We start from the raw sequence: 17,204 nt of genomic DNA, 5'->3' as shown, positions 1-17,204 counted from the left end.
AAGTGAAACGCCGTAGCGCCGATGGTAGTGTGGGGTCTCCCCATGCGAGAGTAGGACACTGCCAGGCATCAAATAAACGTTATCAGTGTGACGACTGGTAATGCGCAAGTCGCAGAGCGCGATATTGCCGGTATCGAAAGATACAACGTAAAAGAATCGGTGGAGCGGTAGTTCAGTTGGTTAGAATACCTGCCTGTCACGCAGGGGGTCGCGGGTTCGAGCCCCGTCCGTTCCGCCACTTAATTGATAAGCCCTGAGTTTCGACTCAGGGCTTTTTCATATCTGCATTTTGCGCTTTTCAGACTGGAATTGTTCCTCTTTACCGCCTCGCCTTTCTCCATATTATTGCCTTTAGATCAAAAGTCTTATGCCGAACCAGGCGTTTTTGATCAATAAAAAAGTTGCCATAATCTTCCTCATACCACATCTACCTGTTAATGAGAGAAAACATTATGAGCATCCCTGCATTTGGTTTAGGTACTTTCCGCCTTCAGGATCAGGTTGTTATCGATTCTGTCAGCACTGCACTTGAGCTGGGCTATCGCACTATCGACACCGCGCAGATCTATGAAAATGAAGCGGCTGTTGGCCAAGCTATCGCTGCCAGCGGCGTGAAACGTGAAGACCTGTTCATCACCACCAAGATTTGGATCGCGAATCTGGCGAAAGGCACACTGATCCCAAGCCTGCAAGAAAGCTTGAAAAAACTGCAAACCTCCTACGTTGATCTGACGCTGATCCACTGGCCGTCACCCAACGACGAAGTGCCAGTTGCCGAATTTATGGCTGAGTTGCTGGAAGCGAAAAAGCTGGGGCTGACTCGCCAAATTGGCGTATCTAACTTCACTATCGACTTGATGCAGCAAGCGATTGACGCGATTGGCGCCGATGAAATCGCCACCAACCAAATCGAGCTGTCACCGTTCTTGCAGAACCGCAAGGTGGTAGAATTCGCGCAGCAGCACGGCATCGCCATCACCTCTTACATGACGTTGGCCTATGGCAAAGCGCTGCAGGATGAAACGATTAAAAGCATCGCCGCTCGTCACAATGCAACTCCTGCACAGGTTGTCCTGGCTTGGGCATTGAAGCTGGGTTATGCAGTTATTCCTTCCTCGACCAAACGTGAAAACCTGGCGAGCAACCTGTTGGCACAGCAACTGATGCTGACCGACGAAGATATGGCGCAGATCGCCGCACTGGAGTGCAACGGCCGTCTGGTTAGCCCGGAAGGCCTGGCGCCAAACTGGGATTAATCTTTCCTCGCAGTGGTTAGCATAAGGCGTCCATCAGGGCGCCTTTTTTATCGTTTCAGGTATTCACTCACAAAATCAATAAAGCTGCGCAGACGGTTGCTAACGGCGCTGTCGCTGTAATAAACCGCGTTGATCGGCATGGCGACCGGCAGTGTCGCTTCCACCAGAATCGGAACCAAATCTCCACGTTTGATATCTTCGTCGCTCATAAAGTCCGACAGGCAGGCGATACCGTTGCCATGCAGACAGAGATGGCGCTGGGTTTCTCCACTATTAGTGGTCAAGCCGGGAGCGATTTCCAACTGGCTGCCATCTGAACAAGCCAGTGGCCAGCGGTTCAAACTGGGCAGGTCGTTGAAGCCGATGCAGCAGTGATGTGCAAGATCTTCTACCGTTAGCGGCGTGCCGTGCTGCGCCAGATAGGCGGGGGAGGCGAGCACATGCCGGTAGCTGGTCATCAGTTTGCGCGCTTTCAGCGTGGAATCGGTCAGTTCGCCTACGCGGATCGCAATATCCACTTTTCGCTCGATCAAATTGATAAAGTTTTCCGAAGACACCAGCGATAACGACATTTCAGGATAACGTTCGCGGAACTCCGCCACTAAAGGCGTCAGCATGTGCAGCACCACCGGCGTTGCCGCGTCGACGCGCAGCAGGCCTTGCGGGCGTTGACGGCTTTCCATCAGCGCATTTTCTGCCGCGGCCATATCGTTCAGTACCTTCTGCACCTGGCGAAAGTAATTCTCTCCTTCCTGAGTCAGGCTGATTTGGCGCGTGGTGCGGTTGAGCAGCGTAACGCCCAGTTTGCTTTCCAGTTTTTTCACCGTTCGGCTAACCACGGAATTCGCTTGTTCCAGGCGTTCAGCCGCCCGACTGAAACTGCCGCTTTCCACGACGGTGACAAAGGTGATCAGCTCGTCTGAGTTTGCTTTCATTTTTGCTCCAATGGCAAAGTTAATTTGAAATTTTGAGCATTTTTATCATTTAAGCATAGGCCGATAATAGCCGTCATCAACTTGAATGCTATTTCGGAGTAAAAAATGCCACTCGCATTACTTGCCTTAACCATCAGCGCTTTTGCTATCGGCACGACCGAGTTCGTGATTGTCGGGTTGATTCCGACTATCGCGGAGCAGTTGGGAGTGACTGTACCGTCCGCTGGGTTGCTGGTGACTATCTATGCCCTCGGCGTAGCCATTGGCGCGCCGGTGCTGACGGCCCTGACCAGCCGTATACCGCGCAAACTGCTGCTGGTTGGCCTGATGGTGCTGTTCACTCTCGGCAACCTGCTAGCCTGGCAGTCACCCAGTTATGAATCGCTGGTAGTGGCTCGGTTGTTGACCGGCCTGGCGCACGGCGTGTTCTTCTCTATCGGTTCCACTATCGCCACTAGCCTGGTGGCGAAAGAGAAGGCGGCCTCCGCCATCGCCATCATGTTTGGTGGCCTGACGGTGGCGCTGGTGACCGGCGTACCGCTGGGGACGTTCATCGGCCAGCAGTTTGGCTGGCGTGAGACCTTCCTGGCCGTTTCTCTGATTGGCGCGGTCGCTACGGTGGCCAGCATTATTCTGGTGCCGAACAATATCAAGAACCAGGGCAGCGCCGGCGTGCGGGAACAGATGAAAGTACTGACCCATCCTCGTCTGCTGCTGATTTACGCAATTACCGCATTGGGATACGGCGGAGTCTTCACGACTTTTACCTTCCTTGCGCCGATGATGCAGGAACTGGCGGGCTTCTCTGCTCCGACCGTGAGCTGGATACTGTTGGCTTATGGCGTCGCGGTGGCGGTGGGTAACATCTGGGGGGGCAAGCTGGCCGATCGCCATGGGGCGGTGCGTGCGTTGAGCTTTATCTTTGCCGCGTTGGCCGTTTTGTTACTGGTGTTTCAGTTTACCGCCAGCCACAGTATCGCCGCTTTGCTGACGGTGATTGCGATGGGCGTGTTCGCTTTCGGCAACGTGCCGGGGCTGCAGGTCTATGTGGTACAAAAAGCCGCGCAATACACGCCAAATGCGGTGGATGTGGCGTCCGGTCTCAACATCGCGGCGTTCAACATCGGCATTGCGCTCGGCTCGGTGATAGGCGGCCAGACTGTTGCCTCACTGGGGCTGGCGCAGACCCCCTGGATTGGCGCGCTGATCGTGGTGGTTGCATTGTTGCTGGTTAGCCTCAGTGGCCGCCTGGATAAAAAGTCTCAGCTGCAAACGGCTTAATTCGTAAAACCCTTGCTGCCTGGCCCGCGTTTTGCGGGCCTTTTCGCATTTTTCACCTATTACCCCTCACCTTTACACAGCTATACCGTCAGAAGATTGAAATCGCTGCAGGCGGCCCCTATAACTGAAAAGGTGATGCCCGCAAAAGCCATGCCCTCTATGCAGGGTAGGCGTATAATCAATTCATCGTTGGCGAGTGTTCATCGCCAGTTTTCATGTTAATGGGTAATAGGCGAATCGCGTGCCGAAACGAACTTATGCAATGAGGTATGTTGCAGGTCAGCCAGTTGAGCGAATCTTTCCTGGCGCCGTTAACCAGCCGTTGCCGCCAGGGGCGGCGCTGCCGACGACCGGCGCCTTGCGCGTTATGGTGTGGAATATTTTCAAACAGCAGCGAGCCGACTGGCTTTCGGTGCTGAAAAACCATGGCAAAGACGCGCAACTGGTGCTGTTGCAAGAGGCGCAAACCACGCCAGAGTTGGTGAGCTACGCTACCGCCAACTATCTGGCGGCCGATCAGGTGCCGGCCTTTGTGCTACCGCAGCACCCTTCCGGCGTGATGACGCTGGCGGCCGCTCATCCTGTTTACTGTTGCCCGCTGCGCGAGCGAGAGCCGCTGCTGCGGCTGTCCAAGTCGGCCCTGATCACCGTTTATCCGCTGTACAACGGCGAGCTGTTGATGGTGGTGAACATCCATGCGGTGAACTTTAGCCTGGGCGTCGACGTCTACAGCAAGCAGTTGGGGCCGATAGGCGAACAGATCGCCAGTCACCGGGGGCCGGTGATTATGGCGGGGGATTTCAACGCCTGGAGCCGCAAGCGCATCAATGCGCTGTATGACTTTGCCGGAGAGATGGCGCTGCGCGAGGTGAGTTTCACCGACGACCATCGCCGCAAGGCCTTCGGGCGTCCACTGGATTTCGTATTTTACCGCAATCTGGGGGTGGTGGAGGCGTCGGTGCTGGTGACCAGCGCGTCGGATCACAACCCGCTGTTGGTGGAGTTTCATCCGGAGAAAGACTCACCGGTATGGTGAATCGCAGCTAATAAAAAAGCACCCCGAAGGGTGCTTTTTTTGTGCCGAACATTTAAGTATCCGGCGTTAACTTGTTGCCGACAAACAGGGTCAGCTTCAGACCTGGCTGCAGGTTGCCTTTGGCGAGCGTTGAATTCCAACGCATCACGTCGTTAATATCGACGCCGTGACGACGTGCGATACTGGCGAGCGAATCACCTTTACGAACCTGGTAGGTGATACTGCTGTTACTGCCAGTATTGCTGGCCACTTGCAGGGTTTGCCCAACTTTTATGGCGCTCTTGGCGCGTAAGTTGTTCCAACTCTGCAAATCGCTGGTCTTAACGTTCAGCCGTTTGGCAATGCCCGATAAGGTGTCGCCGGAGCGCACTTTATACGAACTGCCACCGGTCAAACCGCTGTTCTTCGCCAACTGCGTCGTTGGCTGAGTCACGGCGATCTGGCCATCGGCCAGCGAGTCTTTCAGTTGCTCGGCATGTCCTTTGGGAACCATGATGTAATGGGGCCCGTTGGGTGCCGTAACGCCTTTTTTGTAGCCTGGGTTATACGCTTTCATCTTGGTGACTGAAAGCCCAGCCATCTCAGCCGCCTGAGTCAGCTGGATCTGCTGTCCGACATCGATACGCGCCAGCGCACGGGTTTCATCCGTTTTCGGGAGTTTCACGCCGTACTTCTTGCTGTTCTTGATGATGTCGCTCAGCGCCAGCATTTTCGGGACATAGATTGACGTTTCACGCGGAAGCGACAATGCCCAGAAATTGGTTGGCTTACCCTGGCGTTTGTTTGCCTTCACCGCTTGCATCACGCGGCCTTCACCACTGTTATAGGCGGCTACGGTCAGTAACCAGTCGCCGTTAAACATGCGGTTCAAGCGCTGCATCATGTTAAGCGCAGCGGTTGTCGAGGCGACGACATCGCGTCGGCCGTCATACCACTGATTGTTTTTCAAACCATAATTGCGACCCGTTTGCGGCACGATTTGCCATAGCCCTGCGGCGTTGGCACTTGACGTGGCGTGTGGGTCAAAAGCGCTCTCCACTATGGGTAGCAGTACCAGTTCCATCGGCATATTACGTTTCTTAATCTGCCCGACTATCCAGTACATGTACGGCTCTGCCCGTAATGTTACATCGTGGAGATAGCTCTTACTTTTTAAGTACTTTCTTTTCTGATCACGGATCCGGGAATTTTCCGGAACCTCCATCTTCAGCTCGTCGCTAATGAAGTTCCACAGGTCCTGTTGCGCGGCGGGACTGTTGTTATCCAACCACCGCGCCGAGCTCGCTCGGCCATTTGCTGTGTACTCTCCTGCTTCACCATCTTGACCAGCCGAAGACAAACTCTGTGCATGCTGTTCTGGCGCCGGTGCGTCCTGCCTGGACGACTGGCAACCCACTAGCAAGACTGAGGCGAGAAATATCGCTTTAGCCTTCATGTGTGTGTCAATGTAGTTGCTTAAAAGACGAGCAATAATACTTTGCTTCGCCAAATAACACAACTAAAAGCTTAGAAGTTATCTTTCCGCAGGCGTAATTCGGAAAAAACTGAATGAAGGCTTTTCGGTGGTGAATTAAAGCCTAATTTCTTTTGTAAATCAGTATCATGGCAACGTAAAAACAGGTTAATTTTGCGCTCTAATTGCAATGTAGTCGGCACGCTGGCTTGGCCTTTTGCCCTTAACGCTTCAACATGTTGTTGATATGTTTCAATCTCTCGATCTTCCGGCAAAATAGCCCGCGCAAACTTAAGATTTGAAAGAGTATATTCATGCGCGCAGCAAATTAAGGTGTTATCGGGAAGTTGCGCGAGTTGTTGAAATGAGTCGTACATTTGTTTGGCGGTGCCTTCAAACAGCCTGCCGCAGCCGGCGGAGAAAATGGTGTCGCCGCAGAACAGATAAGGGGCACTATAGAATGCCACATGGCCCAGCGTATGGCCGGGAACGGCGATAGTCCTGTATTGGCGGCCATCGATATCAAAGGTGTCGCCGTCATGGACGATGTGGTTGGCGCCTTTGTCCGCGGTTTCCTGCGGCCCATAGACGGCCAGGCCGGGGTACTGCGCGACAATCTGCGCCACGCCGCCGACGTGATCGTGATGATGGTGAGTCAGCAGGATCGCCGCCGGCGCCAGCTGCAGGCGCTGCAACGCTTCAAGTACCGGCTGCGCTTCACCCGGATCGACGATAATGCAGCGCCCCTGTCGGTCATCCAATAACCAAATGTAATTGTCCTGGAAGGCGGGAATGCTGATAAGATTCATGGTGTACCTCTCGTTGGCAACGGCTTGAAAGAAGATAATAAATCATGAAACCAGCCCATACTCTACAAAAGCTCACCGGCCCGCAGTCCTGGGCTGAGCTGCCGTGGGGGGAGTATTATCGTGAAGCGCTCGAGCGGCAGTTGCAACCCTGGTGGCCCAAGCTGTTCGGTTTCCATCTGTTGAAGATGGGCATGCTCAGCGCCGAGCTAGCCACGGATAAATGCGCAATCTCCCATCAGGTTAACGTAGGGCTGGAGGGGGAGGGGCTGCAGGTGGTCGCCGACGCTTATCAACTGCCGTTTGCCGCCAAGTCGGTAGATGCCTGCCTGTTGGCGCATACGCTGTCCTATGCGGACGATCCGCACCGCATGCTGCGTGAGGTGGACAGGGTGTTGATCGACGACGGCTGGTTGGTCATCAGCAGTTTCAATCCGTTCAGCCTGCTGGGGTTGGGCAAGCTGGCGCCCGGGTTGCGTCGTCGCCAGCCCTATGTCAGCCGCATGTTTACCCAGATGCGGCTGCTGGATTGGCTCAGCCTGCTGAATTACGAGGTGTTGCACCAGGCGCGTTTTCACGTACTGCCGTGGCACCGCAAGGGCGGCAAATTTTTATGCACCCATTTGCCGGCGCTGGGCTGCATGAGCGTGATTGTGGCGCGTAAGCGCACCTTGCCGCTGACGCCTACGCCGATGAAACTGGGGGCGAGAAAGCCGTCTCTCAGCCGCGCGGTGGGCGCGACCAAGAGCTATCGCAAGCTGCCTTAGGCTTCCGGTTGGTAACCGACGTCTTCCTGCGTCGGTTTACCGGCCGCTTCGCGCGCCAGCACGTCACAACGTTCGTTCTCCGGATGGCCGGCGTGGCCCTTGACCCATTCCCATTTCACCTCGTGGCGCTGAATGGCCTGATCCAGCCGCTGCCACAGATCGACATTTTTGACCGGTTTTTTGTCGGCGGTTTTCCAACCGCGTTTCTTCCAGTTATGGATCCAGCTGGTGATGCCCTGGCGCACGTATTGGCTGTCGGTGCTGAGCGTCACGGCGCAGGGCACGGTCAGCGCTTCCAGCGCCACGATCGCCGCCATCATTTCCATGCGGTTATTGGTGGTCAGACGGAATCCTTCGCTGAAGGTTTTTTCCGTCTGTTTATAGCGCAGTATCGCGCCGTAGCCACCGGGGCCGGGGTTGCCAAGGCAGGAGCCGTCGGTGAAAATTTCTACCTGTTTGAGCATCTCTGGTAGACTCTTCCTATCAGTTTTATAAAAGCCAAGTCTGACATAAACGAGCGCTGTGAGCACTGCAATATGATCTCTACAACCACCAGACAGATTGTCCTCGATACCGAAACCACCGGTATGAACAAGCTTGGGGTGCACTACGAAGGGCACCGCATCATCGAAATCGGTGCGGTGGAGGTGATTAACCGCCGCCTGACCGGGCGCAACTTCCACGTATACATCAAGCCGGATCGGCTGGTGGATCCGGAAGCCTACGGCGTACACGGCATCAGCGACGACTTCCTGGCCGACAAGCCGACCTTCGATCAGGTTGCCGAGGAATTCCTCGACTTTATCCGCGGCGGCGAGCTGGTGATCCATAACGCGGCGTTCGATATCGGCTTTATGGATCACGAATTCCGCATGTTGCAGCAGGGCATCCCGAAGACCGAGACCTTCTGCACCATCACCGACAGCCTGTTGATGGCGCGTCGCCTGTTCCCGGGCAAGCGCAACAACCTCGATGCCTTGTGCAGCCGTTATGAGATAGACAACAGCAAGCGTACGCTGCACGGCGCATTGCTCGATGCCGAGATCCTGGCGGAAGTTTATCTGGCGATGACCGGCGGTCAGACCTCGATAGCGTTCCAGATGGAGGGGGATACCCAGCAAAATGACGCCGCGCAAGAAATACAGCGCATTGTCCGCCCGGCGACGGCGATGAAAGTGGTCTACGCCAGCGACGAAGAAGTGAAGGCGCATGAGGCGCGTCTGGATCTGGTGGCGAAGAAGGGCGGTAGCTGCCTGTGGCGCGGAGCGCCGGCGGAATAACGGCGTTTTTGCGTGAAAAAACCTCACCGGATGAATCTTCGTTGAAAAACTGTGCAAACGGTTCATTTGCGGAGAAAAAGGCGTTGACGGAACCGAGAGGCGTCCGTAATATGCGCCTCGTTCCCCCGCAAGAGGGAATGGCGCGGAGCGGTAGTTCAGTTGGTTAGAATACCTGCCTGTCACGCAGGGGGTCGCGGGTTCGAGCCCCGTCCGTTCCGCCACTATTCAGAAGCCCTGAGTTAGCGATAACTCAGGGCTTCGTCGTTTCCGTTCTCTGAAAAACGGCGCGGCCCAATGAACGGGGCCGGCAGACCGGCCCCTTATTCTCAGAATAACACCGAATAGTTCAAGCCGAAGGTGCGTCCGCGGCCTTTATAGCTGTACAGCTCAGGCGATCCGTAGGTCGGGCTGTACAGGATCGGCGCGCGTTGGCCCCAAACGGTGGTGTATTCCTTGTCCAGCAAGTTTTCCACGCTGAAGCTGATTTTCCCTACCGGCAGGGTATAGCTGCCGAGGAAATCGAGGGTGTTGTAGCCATCGATTTTGCGGCCCTGGGTGGAATTGGCCTTGGTGTAATCGCCATCGTCCGACACGTCGAAGGTTTGCTGCGACTGTAAACGCAGATTCCAGTCGCCCGGCGCCCAGCCGACATAAGCGGTGACTTTCGATGGGCTGGCGGTATCGACCACCAGCTTCTTCCATTCGCCGTTGACCTTGGTTTCGGAGCGGATAACGTTGAAGTTGGTGCCGGCGCTCCAGTCGCTGTCTTCAAAGAAGTAGTCCACCGCCCCTTCCAGTCCATAGATGCGCCGCTTATCCGCATTGACGTTAATGGTCATGTCGGTTTTATTGATGGCGATGCTCTTGTCGGACAGCGAGTAGTAGGCGGCGATTTGCGTGCGCAGGTTATCGCCGGTATAGCGCCAGCCCAGCTCGTAGGCATTGACCTTGATGCCTTCCAGCTTGGAGTCGCCGACGTTGACACTCTTCAGCAACTGGTAATGTCCGCCGTTCAACGCGTAGGTGCCGTTACCGTAATATTTGCCCGGATCCGGGATCTCAAAGCCCTGAGAGAAGTTGAACCAGGTTTGCTGGCGCTCGGTCAGGTGCGCCAGCAGGCCGGCATTGAACAGCGCGTTGTTGTAGTCGGTTTTCCCGCCCGGTATAGCGTCGGCGGACGTCGCGGCGCCGGTGGCGATTGCCTGCTGCTGGTTATAACCGACGAAGTCATCAATCTTGTTTTCGGTGTACTGATAACGCACGCCGCCGCTCAGGGTGAAGATCGGGTTGATGTCGTAGCTGGCCTGCAGGAACGACGCCAGGTTGCTGGTGGTATAGCTCGGGTAGCGGCCGGTGCTGTAAGCGTTCTCCAGCGTCATGCCGCCCGACTGCTGAGCCTTCGCCAGGTTGAAGAACTGCTGGTTGGCGTTGAAGCTTTCATGCTCGGCGTCAATGCCGTAAGTCAGCGTCAGTGCGTCGACAGGTTTGCTGTTTAACGTCAGCTTGCCACCGTAGAAATCGGTTTTTTGCTGCGAAGCGCCAATGCTGCTGACGTAATAGTTCGGCGCTTTGCCCGCCAGCGTCGGGAACGGGTAGAAGGTCAACGTTTCGTCGCGGTAGTAGACCTGCGCCACCAAATCCTGGCCGAGGAAATCAGTGTTGGAATACTGCAGGTTGATGAGATGTCGTTCGGTGCCGGGGATGCGATCGGAGTTTAAGTTACCGCTGTTATATGCCTTGGCATTGCCGGTCACCGCCGCAAAGTTCTCTCCCAGGAACAGGCCGTGATCGCCGTCGGATTGGCTTTTGTAGTATTGGGTGGTCAGCTGCAGCTGTTGATGATCGTCGATGTTGAGGGTGCCGGTGCCCATCACGTCGAGGCGATCGGAATACTGCAGGCCGGTTTGGGTATTGTCGATCAATACCTCATTGCCTTTGCCGTCATACCAGCCGCCATAGCGCTGGTAAGAAACGGACAGGCGCCCAGAGGCATTGTCGTTGCCGCCGCTGACCGCCGCCGCCACGTTCTCGTCGTGATCGTTATGGCCGCCAAAGCCGGTTTTACCGCCGACCTGCAACTCGACCTGCTGTTCCTGTTGTCCTTTTTTGGTGACGATATTGATCAGGCCGCCGGTGCTGCCGCCGCCGTACAGCGAGGTCGCGCCGGAAATCACCTCGATATGATCGATATTGAACGGATCGATCGAATCCAACTGGCGGCTGTCGCTGCGCGATGAATTCAGGCGCACGCCGTCAATCATCACCATCATCGAGCGGCCGCGCATATTCATGCCATAGTTGGTGCGGCCCTGGCCGCTGACGTCCATGCCGGGGATCAGCTGCGCCAACATGTCCTTGATCTCTTTGCCGCCCTGAACCTGCTGTTCGATCTCCTGGCTTTCGATCACCCAGGTGGTCTGCGCCATTTCCGCCGTGCTGCGGTGTGAACGGCTGGCGGAGACCACCATCTGCTCTTCGGCGCCGGCTTTCTGATCTTCTGCCCAAGCCGTTGGCGCAAGCATCGCCAGCAGACAAGGATTCAAAACCCAAAGGTGTTTGCGTTTCATCGTTATTTATTTCCCAGGTGATATTGTTATTGCGTTATTTTTGAGAATGATTCTTTTATCAATAACGTTTCTTGTTATCAATAAAATCATGATATGATTTTTTGCGATACATTAACGTAATTAATTAGTTTTATTAACATTTTACCCACTGCGCGATCGAGCAACCCACGCCGTCAACACGGCAGCCGATCGGCCATACGTTCAAGCGACAGCCGTTGCCGGAGAATCGAGAACATGTCCGCCAGCTACAGAATTTTTGATATCACCTTGAAAAGCAAAACGCTGATTTCACCTTCGCTGGTGCGCTGCGTGTTTGAAGGTGCGGATATTCATCGGATGAAGTTGGAAGCGCCGGATCAGCGCATCAAACTGCTGTTCCCGGCGGCGGACGGCCAGATCCCGCAGTTGGCCAATAGCCCGGACTGGTATGGCGATTACATGGCGATCCCCAAAGAGCGACGCCCGGTGATGCGCACTTATACGCTGCGTGCGCTGCGCCGTGAGCAGAATCAGATGGACGTCGAGTTCGTGCTGCATGGCGTGAACGGCCCGGCCTCCGCCTGGGCGACTCACGCCGAGCCGGGTGATGCCATCCAGACCGTCGCCCCCAACGCTGACTTCGACGGCGACAGCGGCGGCTACGAATGGGCGCCGCCGGCGCAGTTGCAGCAGGCGCTGTTGATCGCCGATGAAACGGCCGTGCCGGCGGCGATGGGCATTCTGGAGCAATTGGCGCAGCAGACCAATCCGCCGCGCGTGCAGGCGTTCTTCGAAGTGCCGCAGGCGGGGGATTGCCTGGATTTGACCCGCTTCCCGTTCGCCGAGGTTTACTGGCTGCCGCGCGATGTGGGCCGCCAGTTGGCGCACGGCACGTTGCTGGTGGAAGCGGTGCGCCAGCGGGTGGATATTCCCGCTTCGGCGTGCGCGCAAGCGCAGTCTCTGGCGGAAAGCAGCCTGAGCGATGAGGTGTTGTGGGAGCGGGCGGCGGGCGGCAACGCTTTCTATGCCTGGGTGGCGGCCGAGTCTTCGGCGGTGAAAACCCTGCGCCGTTATCTGATCGGCGAACGCGATCTGGACCGCGCTACCGTTAACTTTATGGCCTACTGGTGCTGAGTCGGCCGCTGTCGCCGCGCGATTGCATCATGGGTTCTACCGCCTGGAGCCCTGTGAAGGCTAAGGCGCGTCGAGCAGGCTGACGTGCGCCGCTACGATGCGCCAGCCACAGGGCAGTTTGACCCAGGTTTGCATTTGCCGCCCCCTGCGATTGCTGCCCGGCCGATGAAATTCCGTGCTGGCCACCGCCATATCTTCACCAAAAGTCGTGATTTGGGTGTTTTCCAACAGCCGCTCCAGTCCGTTGGCCGGGCGCCGTTGACGAAAATCGCGGATCTCGTCGATACCGTAGAGGCTTTCGGTGGCGCCATAGCGCACCGTGCGCGCGTCGTGCCAGAACAACTCGTCCAGCACATCGATGTCATTGCTGATTAACGCCTGCTCATAGCGGTAAAAGGCGGCGTTGACCTCCGCCAGCACCGCCGGCCGATCGATATGTTCATTGTTCATTGATTACTCCTGTTTGCAGACGCAAGTGGCGATGCCGGCGCATTCCAGCGCATAGGCGGCGCGCAGCGCCAAATCTTCGCGCCACGGCGGGGCGATCAGTTGCAGGCCGATCGGCAGACCGGATGCGCTTTTCAAAGGAACCGTCACGACCGGCAGGCCAAGGAAGGAAATCGGCTGCGTCAGCAGGCCCATACTGGCGCGGATCGGCAGATCGACGCCGTTGATGCGCATCGTTTCCTGGCCGATCGGCGTGGCGCTGCATGGCGTCGCCGGGGCGATCAAAATGTCCCAGTGCTTGAACAGCGGCGCGGCTTGCCGGCGAAACGCGTGACGAAAGCGCTGTGCCTGCAAATACCAGGTGGCGGGGAGCATGGCGCCGGCCAGCAGTCGTTCTCGCGACAGTGGCTCGAAGCGTTCGGGTTGGCTGCGCAACTGCGGCAGATAGCGATGGCCGCCCTCTGAGGCGCTGAGGATAAAGGCCGCCGATCGAGCCAACTCGGCCTGCGGCAGCTCGACTTCGGCGCTGGCTGCCAGCGCTTGCGCCACCTGGTTGACTGCGGCTTTGGCGTCATCATTGCACCATTGCAGGAAATAGCCGCCTAACACGGCGCAGCGCAGGTTCTGGCTGCCCTGCGTCAGCAACGTTTCGGTGCGGGTAATCGGCCGATCGCTCTGGAACGGATCTCCGGCGTCGATGCCCTGCATCGCGTCATACACCGTCGCGAGATCGTGCACCCGGCGGGCGAACGGGCCGATGTGATCCAGGCTGTCGACAAACGGCTGGCTGCCGCTGCGCGAAAGACGGCCGAAGGTCGGTTTCAGACCATAAATACCGCACAGCGAGGCGGGCACGCGTATTGAGCCATTGGTGTCGCTGCCGAGCGAAAAGGTCACCAGGCCGGCAGCCACCGCTGCGGCCGAGCCGCCCGAAGAGCCGCCGGCGATGCGTCCGAGGTCATGCGGGTTTCGGGTGGCGCCGTAATGGCTGTTCTCGGTGGTGAAACCGTAGGCGTAGGCGTCCATGTTCAACATGCCGCAAAGCAACGCGCCTTGATCCGCCAGCCGGGAGACGCCCCAGGCGTCGCGGCCGGCCGGTGGCCGCTCGCTGAACAAGCGGGCGCCGGCCAGCGTGGTTTCACCGGCGACGTCGAACAGGTTTTTTACCGCATAGGGAATGCCGGCCAAAGCGGGCAGCGTTTGCCCAAGCGCGCGCGAACGGTCGAGGCGATCGGCTTCTTTTTGCATGCGTTCCCGGGTGATGTGCGTAAAGGCGTTCAGCGCGGGATTCTGACGGTCGATGTGATCGAGCGTATGCCGGACGATCTCGCGCGCCGAGAGCGCGCCGCGTTCAAGGGCCGTACGGATCTCGGCGAGCGACAGGGCGCTTAAGGGGTTCATGGGCGATATACCCCTGCGATTTCCTGGCGCGGATCCAGCGGTAAGGCCATCAGCGGTTCGGCCAGCGCGGCTATGCGTTCGATCTGTTTCAACAGTTCCCGGCGGCGGACATCGTCCAGTTCAACGGCCAGCACGGTTTCCATCTGGTGGATATAGGCCGCCCAATCGGCGGCGTGTTGATTGTTCATAAGCGATCCCGATAAACAAGAGAGTCAGAAGCCGGCGGCGCTGCCGTTGCTTCGTGGATCGAAAGCGCCTTCGAACATGCCGTTGGTGTGGCGTACGATGGCGCCGGCATGGCCGACCGTTTCGCTGAACGCCGGCAGCAGTTCAACGGCGTGGCCGCGCTGTCGCAGATAGTCGAGGGTCGCCGCGTTAAAGCGCCCCTCAAGCTTCAACGAGTCCGAACTTTCTCCCCAGGTTCGCCCCAGCAGCCAGCGCGGCGCGCTGATCGCCTGCTGCAGCGGCAGCCCTTGCACCACATGCCGCACGAATAACGCCGCTTGAGTCTGTGGCTGGCCGTCACCGCCCATCGAGCCGTAGATCAGCGTGCGTCCGTCATACAGCCGGGCGGCGGCCGGGTTCAGCGTATGAAACGGCTGCTTGCCCGGCGCCAGCGCCAGCAGATGATCGGCGTCCAGGCTGAAAGAGGCGCCGCGGTTTTGCCACAGGACGCCGCTGTTCGGCAGAACCACGCCGCTGCCGAATTCGTGGTAGATGCTCTGAAGGAAGGAGACCGCCAGCCCGCTGCTGTCCATCACCCCCATCCAGACCGTATCGCCGGGGCCTTTGCCCTGGCCCCAGTCGGCCGCTTTTTGGCCGTCGATGCGCCCGGCCAGCCTATCCAAATGGTCGGCCGCCAGCAGCGCCTGCGGATCCTGCGTCATGTGGCGCGGATCGGTGATGAAACGGTCGCGCAGATCGAACGCCAGCTTGGTGGCCTCGACCACGGCGTGCACCACGGCGCCTTCGCTCTGTCCGACCAGCGGCAGGCGGTCGGTCAGCCCGAGGATGGCAAGCGACACCAGCCCTTGGGTCGGGGGAGCCAGATTGAATATTTCACCTTTTTGGTGTTCAAGGCGCAGCGGAGGACGGCGGCATGGCCGATAACTCGCCAGATCCTGAGCGGTAAGCGGCATGCCCAACATCGCCATGTCCGCCGCCATGCTTTCAGCCAGCGGGCCGCGATAAAAACTGTCGAGCCCGTCCTCACTCAGTGCGATCAGCGTATCGGCCAGCTGCGGTTGGCAGAATCGTTGGCCGGCAACCGGGATCTTTCCCTGCGGCAGGTAAATGCGGGCGAAGGGGGCGAACTCCTCCAGCTCGTGGCGTTTGCTGCGCGTCGCCGCCTCTTGGGAGGCGGTGACCGGAATGCCGTCGGCGGCGTAGCGTATGGCGTCGGCGAGCAGCCGCGACAGCGGCAGCGGCGTTTCGCCCAGTTCGGCCGAATAGGCCAACGCCTCCTGCCAGCCGCCGACGGTGCCGGCCACGGTCAACGCCGCTTTTGGGCCGCGCTGCGGGATGCGGCTTTCTCCGGCGTACAGCGCCGGCGTCGCCAGCGAGCCGGCGGCGCCGCTGGCGTCGATGGTCAGCGGCTCGCCCTGCGGCGGCACGATCAGCCAGAAACCGTCACCGCCGATGCCGTTCATGTGCGGATAGACCACGGCGATGGTCGCGGCGGCGGCCACCATCGCCTCAATGGCGTTGCCGCCTTCGCGCAGCACCGCCAGCGCGCTTTCGCTGGCGAGATGGTGTGGCGTGACCGCCATGCCCTGTGGCGCGGTATTGCTGTTAATCATGTTTCTGCCCTTGTCTGAGGTGAGCGTTTGGATAACAGAAGCAAGAGGCGTTCCACTTTTAATCAGGACGATTAATTGCTTGTCAGTGAGGGGCCGGGGCGTGCTATGTTCCGGTGAAACAAAAGTTACAGCGAGAGTGATGATGCAGCCCTTCGATGAACGCCTGCGCAACGAATATCCGCAATTGGCGCCGCAGGAACAGCGCGTCGCCGACTTTATCCTCGATCATTTCGATGACCTGATCAGTTACAACAGCGCCGAGCTGGCGCGCTTGAGCGGGGTTTCTAAAGCCACGGTCAGCAGGCTGTTCAAGCGGTTGGGGTATCGCAGCTACAAGGACATGCGCGCTGAGCTGCGCACCCTGCGCCAGAGCGGCATGCCGGTGACCGACGAGAGGCATGCGGTGCAGGGCAATACGCTGCTGGCGCGGCATTACAAGCAGGAAATGGCTAACCTCTCGCACTGGGTGAGCCATCTCGATGTGGAGCAATTCGGCGCGGTGATCGCCGCGCTGGCGCGGGCGCGGCGGGTCGCGCTGCTGGGATTTCGCAACAGCTATCCGATAGCCATGCATCTGCGTCAGCAACTGATGCAGGTGCGGGAGCGGGTGCTGCTGATGCCGCAGCCCGGCCAGACGCTGGCGGAGGAGCTGGTCGATCTCGCGCCGCAGGATATGGCGGTGGTGGTGGCGTTTCGGCGCCGGCCGCGTCAGCTCAAGGCGATACTGACGCAGCTGCAAACTCGCCGGGTGCCGACGCTGTTGATCTGCGAACCGCAGGCGCAGGCGCTGATCCCGCTGGCGGACTGGCATTTGGCCGCCTCGCTGGACAGCGTCTCCGCCTTCGACAGCTATTCAGCCGCCATGAGCTTATGTAACCTGCTCAGCAACGCCCTGCTGCATGAGATGTTGGAGCAGGGGCGATCGCGTATTCATCATATTGCCGGTCTGTATCAGGATTTGGACGAACTGGAACCGCGCTAACCGGCGCTTTTTTGGTGCTGATGCACATTTTTGGTGCAAATCTGGCCTGCCTGCCTTCCCTTTCTCCGTCGCCGGCCCGCT

Annotated in this window: 16 protein-coding genes and 2 tRNA genes; 9 read left to right on the top strand and 9 right to left on the bottom strand. The window is 58.1% G+C overall.

All coding sequences use genetic code 11. The features are described from left to right. Window positions 1–161 precede the first annotated feature (161 nt). Both AC2CGQ_RS21055 and dkgB read left to right on the top strand, forming a co-directional pair. Window positions 162–238 (top strand) — tRNA-Asp (locus tag AC2CGQ_RS21055). Between the two features lie 214 nt (window positions 239–452). Next, window positions 453–1,256 (top strand): 2,5-didehydrogluconate reductase DkgB, encoded by an 804-nt coding sequence (dkgB, locus tag AC2CGQ_RS21050; RefSeq protein ID WP_033634122.1) that lies wholly within the window; start codon window positions 453–455, stop codon window positions 1,254–1,256. A gap of 47 nt (window positions 1,257–1,303) precedes the next feature. On the opposite strand, the gene yafC is transcribed toward dkgB, so the two are convergent. Then, on the bottom strand, window positions 1,304–2,191 hold the full coding sequence (gene yafC / locus AC2CGQ_RS21045; RefSeq protein WP_048326822.1) for a DNA-binding transcriptional regulator YafC: 888 nt from the start codon (window positions 2,189–2,191) through the stop codon (window positions 1,304–1,306). A gap of 105 nt (window positions 2,192–2,296) precedes the next feature. Here yafC and AC2CGQ_RS21040 point away from each other — a divergent pair, with 105 nt between their 5' ends. Next, window positions 2,297–3,472 (top strand): MFS transporter, encoded by a 1,176-nt coding sequence (locus AC2CGQ_RS21040; RefSeq protein ID WP_156866566.1) that lies wholly within the window; start codon window positions 2,297–2,299, stop codon window positions 3,470–3,472. A 241-nt stretch (window positions 3,473–3,713) separates the two neighbouring features. Further along, the gene (locus tag AC2CGQ_RS21035) at window positions 3,714–4,508 is read left to right on the top strand and encodes an endonuclease/exonuclease/phosphatase family protein (RefSeq protein WP_025160092.1); all 795 of its coding nucleotides are present in this window, start codon (window positions 3,714–3,716) and stop codon (window positions 4,506–4,508) included. 52 nt (window positions 4,509–4,560) lie between these two features. Here the strand turns inward: AC2CGQ_RS21035 and mltD are convergent, their stop codons facing one another. Both mltD and gloB read right to left on the bottom strand, forming a co-directional pair. Beyond that, window positions 4,561–5,943: a murein transglycosylase D gene (gene mltD, locus AC2CGQ_RS21030; RefSeq protein ID WP_004930188.1), complete on the bottom strand. Its 1,383-nt coding sequence runs from the start codon at window positions 5,941–5,943 to the stop codon at window positions 4,561–4,563. Window positions 5,944–6,014: 71 nt separating this feature from the next. After that, a complete protein-coding gene (gene gloB, locus AC2CGQ_RS21025; RefSeq protein ID WP_015376716.1) occupies window positions 6,015–6,770 on the bottom strand; it encodes a hydroxyacylglutathione hydrolase in 756 nt (251 codons plus the stop codon). A gap of 44 nt (window positions 6,771–6,814) precedes the next feature. Between gloB and AC2CGQ_RS21020 the strand changes: the two genes are divergently transcribed. After that, entirely contained in the window at window positions 6,815–7,534 is a 720-nt protein-coding gene (locus tag AC2CGQ_RS21020; protein WP_004930191.1) for a class I SAM-dependent methyltransferase, read from the top strand. Here the strand turns inward: AC2CGQ_RS21020 and rnhA are convergent. Beyond that, the gene (gene rnhA, locus AC2CGQ_RS21015) at window positions 7,531–7,998 is read right to left on the bottom strand and encodes a ribonuclease HI (protein ID WP_004930193.1); all 468 of its coding nucleotides are present in this window, start codon (window positions 7,996–7,998) and stop codon (window positions 7,531–7,533) included. The two genes, AC2CGQ_RS21020 and rnhA, sit on opposite strands and share 4 nt — an antisense overlap. Window positions 7,999–8,070: 72 nt before the next feature. On the opposite strand from rnhA, the gene dnaQ reads away from it, so the two are divergent. Both dnaQ and AC2CGQ_RS21005 read left to right on the top strand, forming a co-directional pair. Beyond that, the gene (gene dnaQ / locus AC2CGQ_RS21010) at window positions 8,071–8,814 is read left to right on the top strand and encodes a DNA polymerase III subunit epsilon (protein ID WP_004930195.1); all 744 of its coding nucleotides are present in this window, start codon (window positions 8,071–8,073) and stop codon (window positions 8,812–8,814) included. Window positions 8,815–8,958: 144 nt separating this feature from the next. After that, window positions 8,959–9,035 (top strand) — tRNA-Asp (locus AC2CGQ_RS21005). 105 nt (window positions 9,036–9,140) lie between these two features. Here AC2CGQ_RS21005 and AC2CGQ_RS21000 read toward each other — a convergent pair. Then, the gene (locus tag AC2CGQ_RS21000; RefSeq protein ID WP_049241342.1) at window positions 9,141–11,381 is read right to left on the bottom strand and encodes a TonB-dependent siderophore receptor; all 2,241 of its coding nucleotides are present in this window, start codon (window positions 11,379–11,381) and stop codon (window positions 9,141–9,143) included. 234 nt (window positions 11,382–11,615) lie between these two features. On the opposite strand from AC2CGQ_RS21000, the gene AC2CGQ_RS20995 reads away from it, so the two are divergent. Further along, complete coding sequence (locus AC2CGQ_RS20995) at window positions 11,616–12,494, top strand: siderophore-interacting protein (protein ID WP_004930199.1); 879 nt, start codon at window positions 11,616–11,618, stop codon at window positions 12,492–12,494. A 60-nt stretch (window positions 12,495–12,554) separates the two neighbouring features. Here the strand turns inward: AC2CGQ_RS20995 and hpxZ are convergent, their stop codons facing one another. From hpxZ to AC2CGQ_RS20975, 4 genes are read right to left on the bottom strand one after another with little or no spacing between them, the layout of a single operon-like run. Continuing rightward, window positions 12,555–12,944, bottom strand: coding sequence for an oxalurate catabolism protein HpxZ (gene hpxZ / locus AC2CGQ_RS20990; RefSeq protein ID WP_033634117.1), 390 nt, complete (start codon window positions 12,942–12,944; stop codon window positions 12,555–12,557). 3 nt (window positions 12,945–12,947) lie between these two features. Beyond that, window positions 12,948–14,342: an AtzE family amidohydrolase gene (locus AC2CGQ_RS20985; protein ID WP_049277497.1), complete on the bottom strand. Its 1,395-nt coding sequence runs from the start codon at window positions 14,340–14,342 to the stop codon at window positions 12,948–12,950. Beyond that, on the bottom strand, window positions 14,339–14,530 hold the full coding sequence (gene hpxX / locus AC2CGQ_RS20980; RefSeq protein ID WP_033634115.1) for an oxalurate catabolism protein HpxX: 192 nt from the start codon (window positions 14,528–14,530) through the stop codon (window positions 14,339–14,341). Before hpxX ends, AC2CGQ_RS20985 begins: the two co-directional genes overlap by 4 nt. Before the next feature lie 24 nt (window positions 14,531–14,554). Then, a complete protein-coding gene (locus AC2CGQ_RS20975) occupies window positions 14,555–16,141 on the bottom strand; it encodes a gamma-glutamyltransferase family protein (protein WP_484593862.1) in 1,587 nt (528 codons plus the stop codon). A 142-nt stretch (window positions 16,142–16,283) separates the two neighbouring features. Between AC2CGQ_RS20975 and AC2CGQ_RS20970 the strand changes: the two genes are divergently transcribed. After that, the gene (locus tag AC2CGQ_RS20970) at window positions 16,284–17,123 is read left to right on the top strand and encodes a MurR/RpiR family transcriptional regulator (protein ID WP_033634154.1); all 840 of its coding nucleotides are present in this window, start codon (window positions 16,284–16,286) and stop codon (window positions 17,121–17,123) included. Window positions 17,124–17,204: the final 81 nt, after the last annotated feature.

The organism is Serratia sp. DFXYC6 (genome assembly GCF_057196085.1).
Note: the sequence above shows the minus strand (reverse complement) of the source record. Positions and strands in the feature narration are given on the sequence as shown.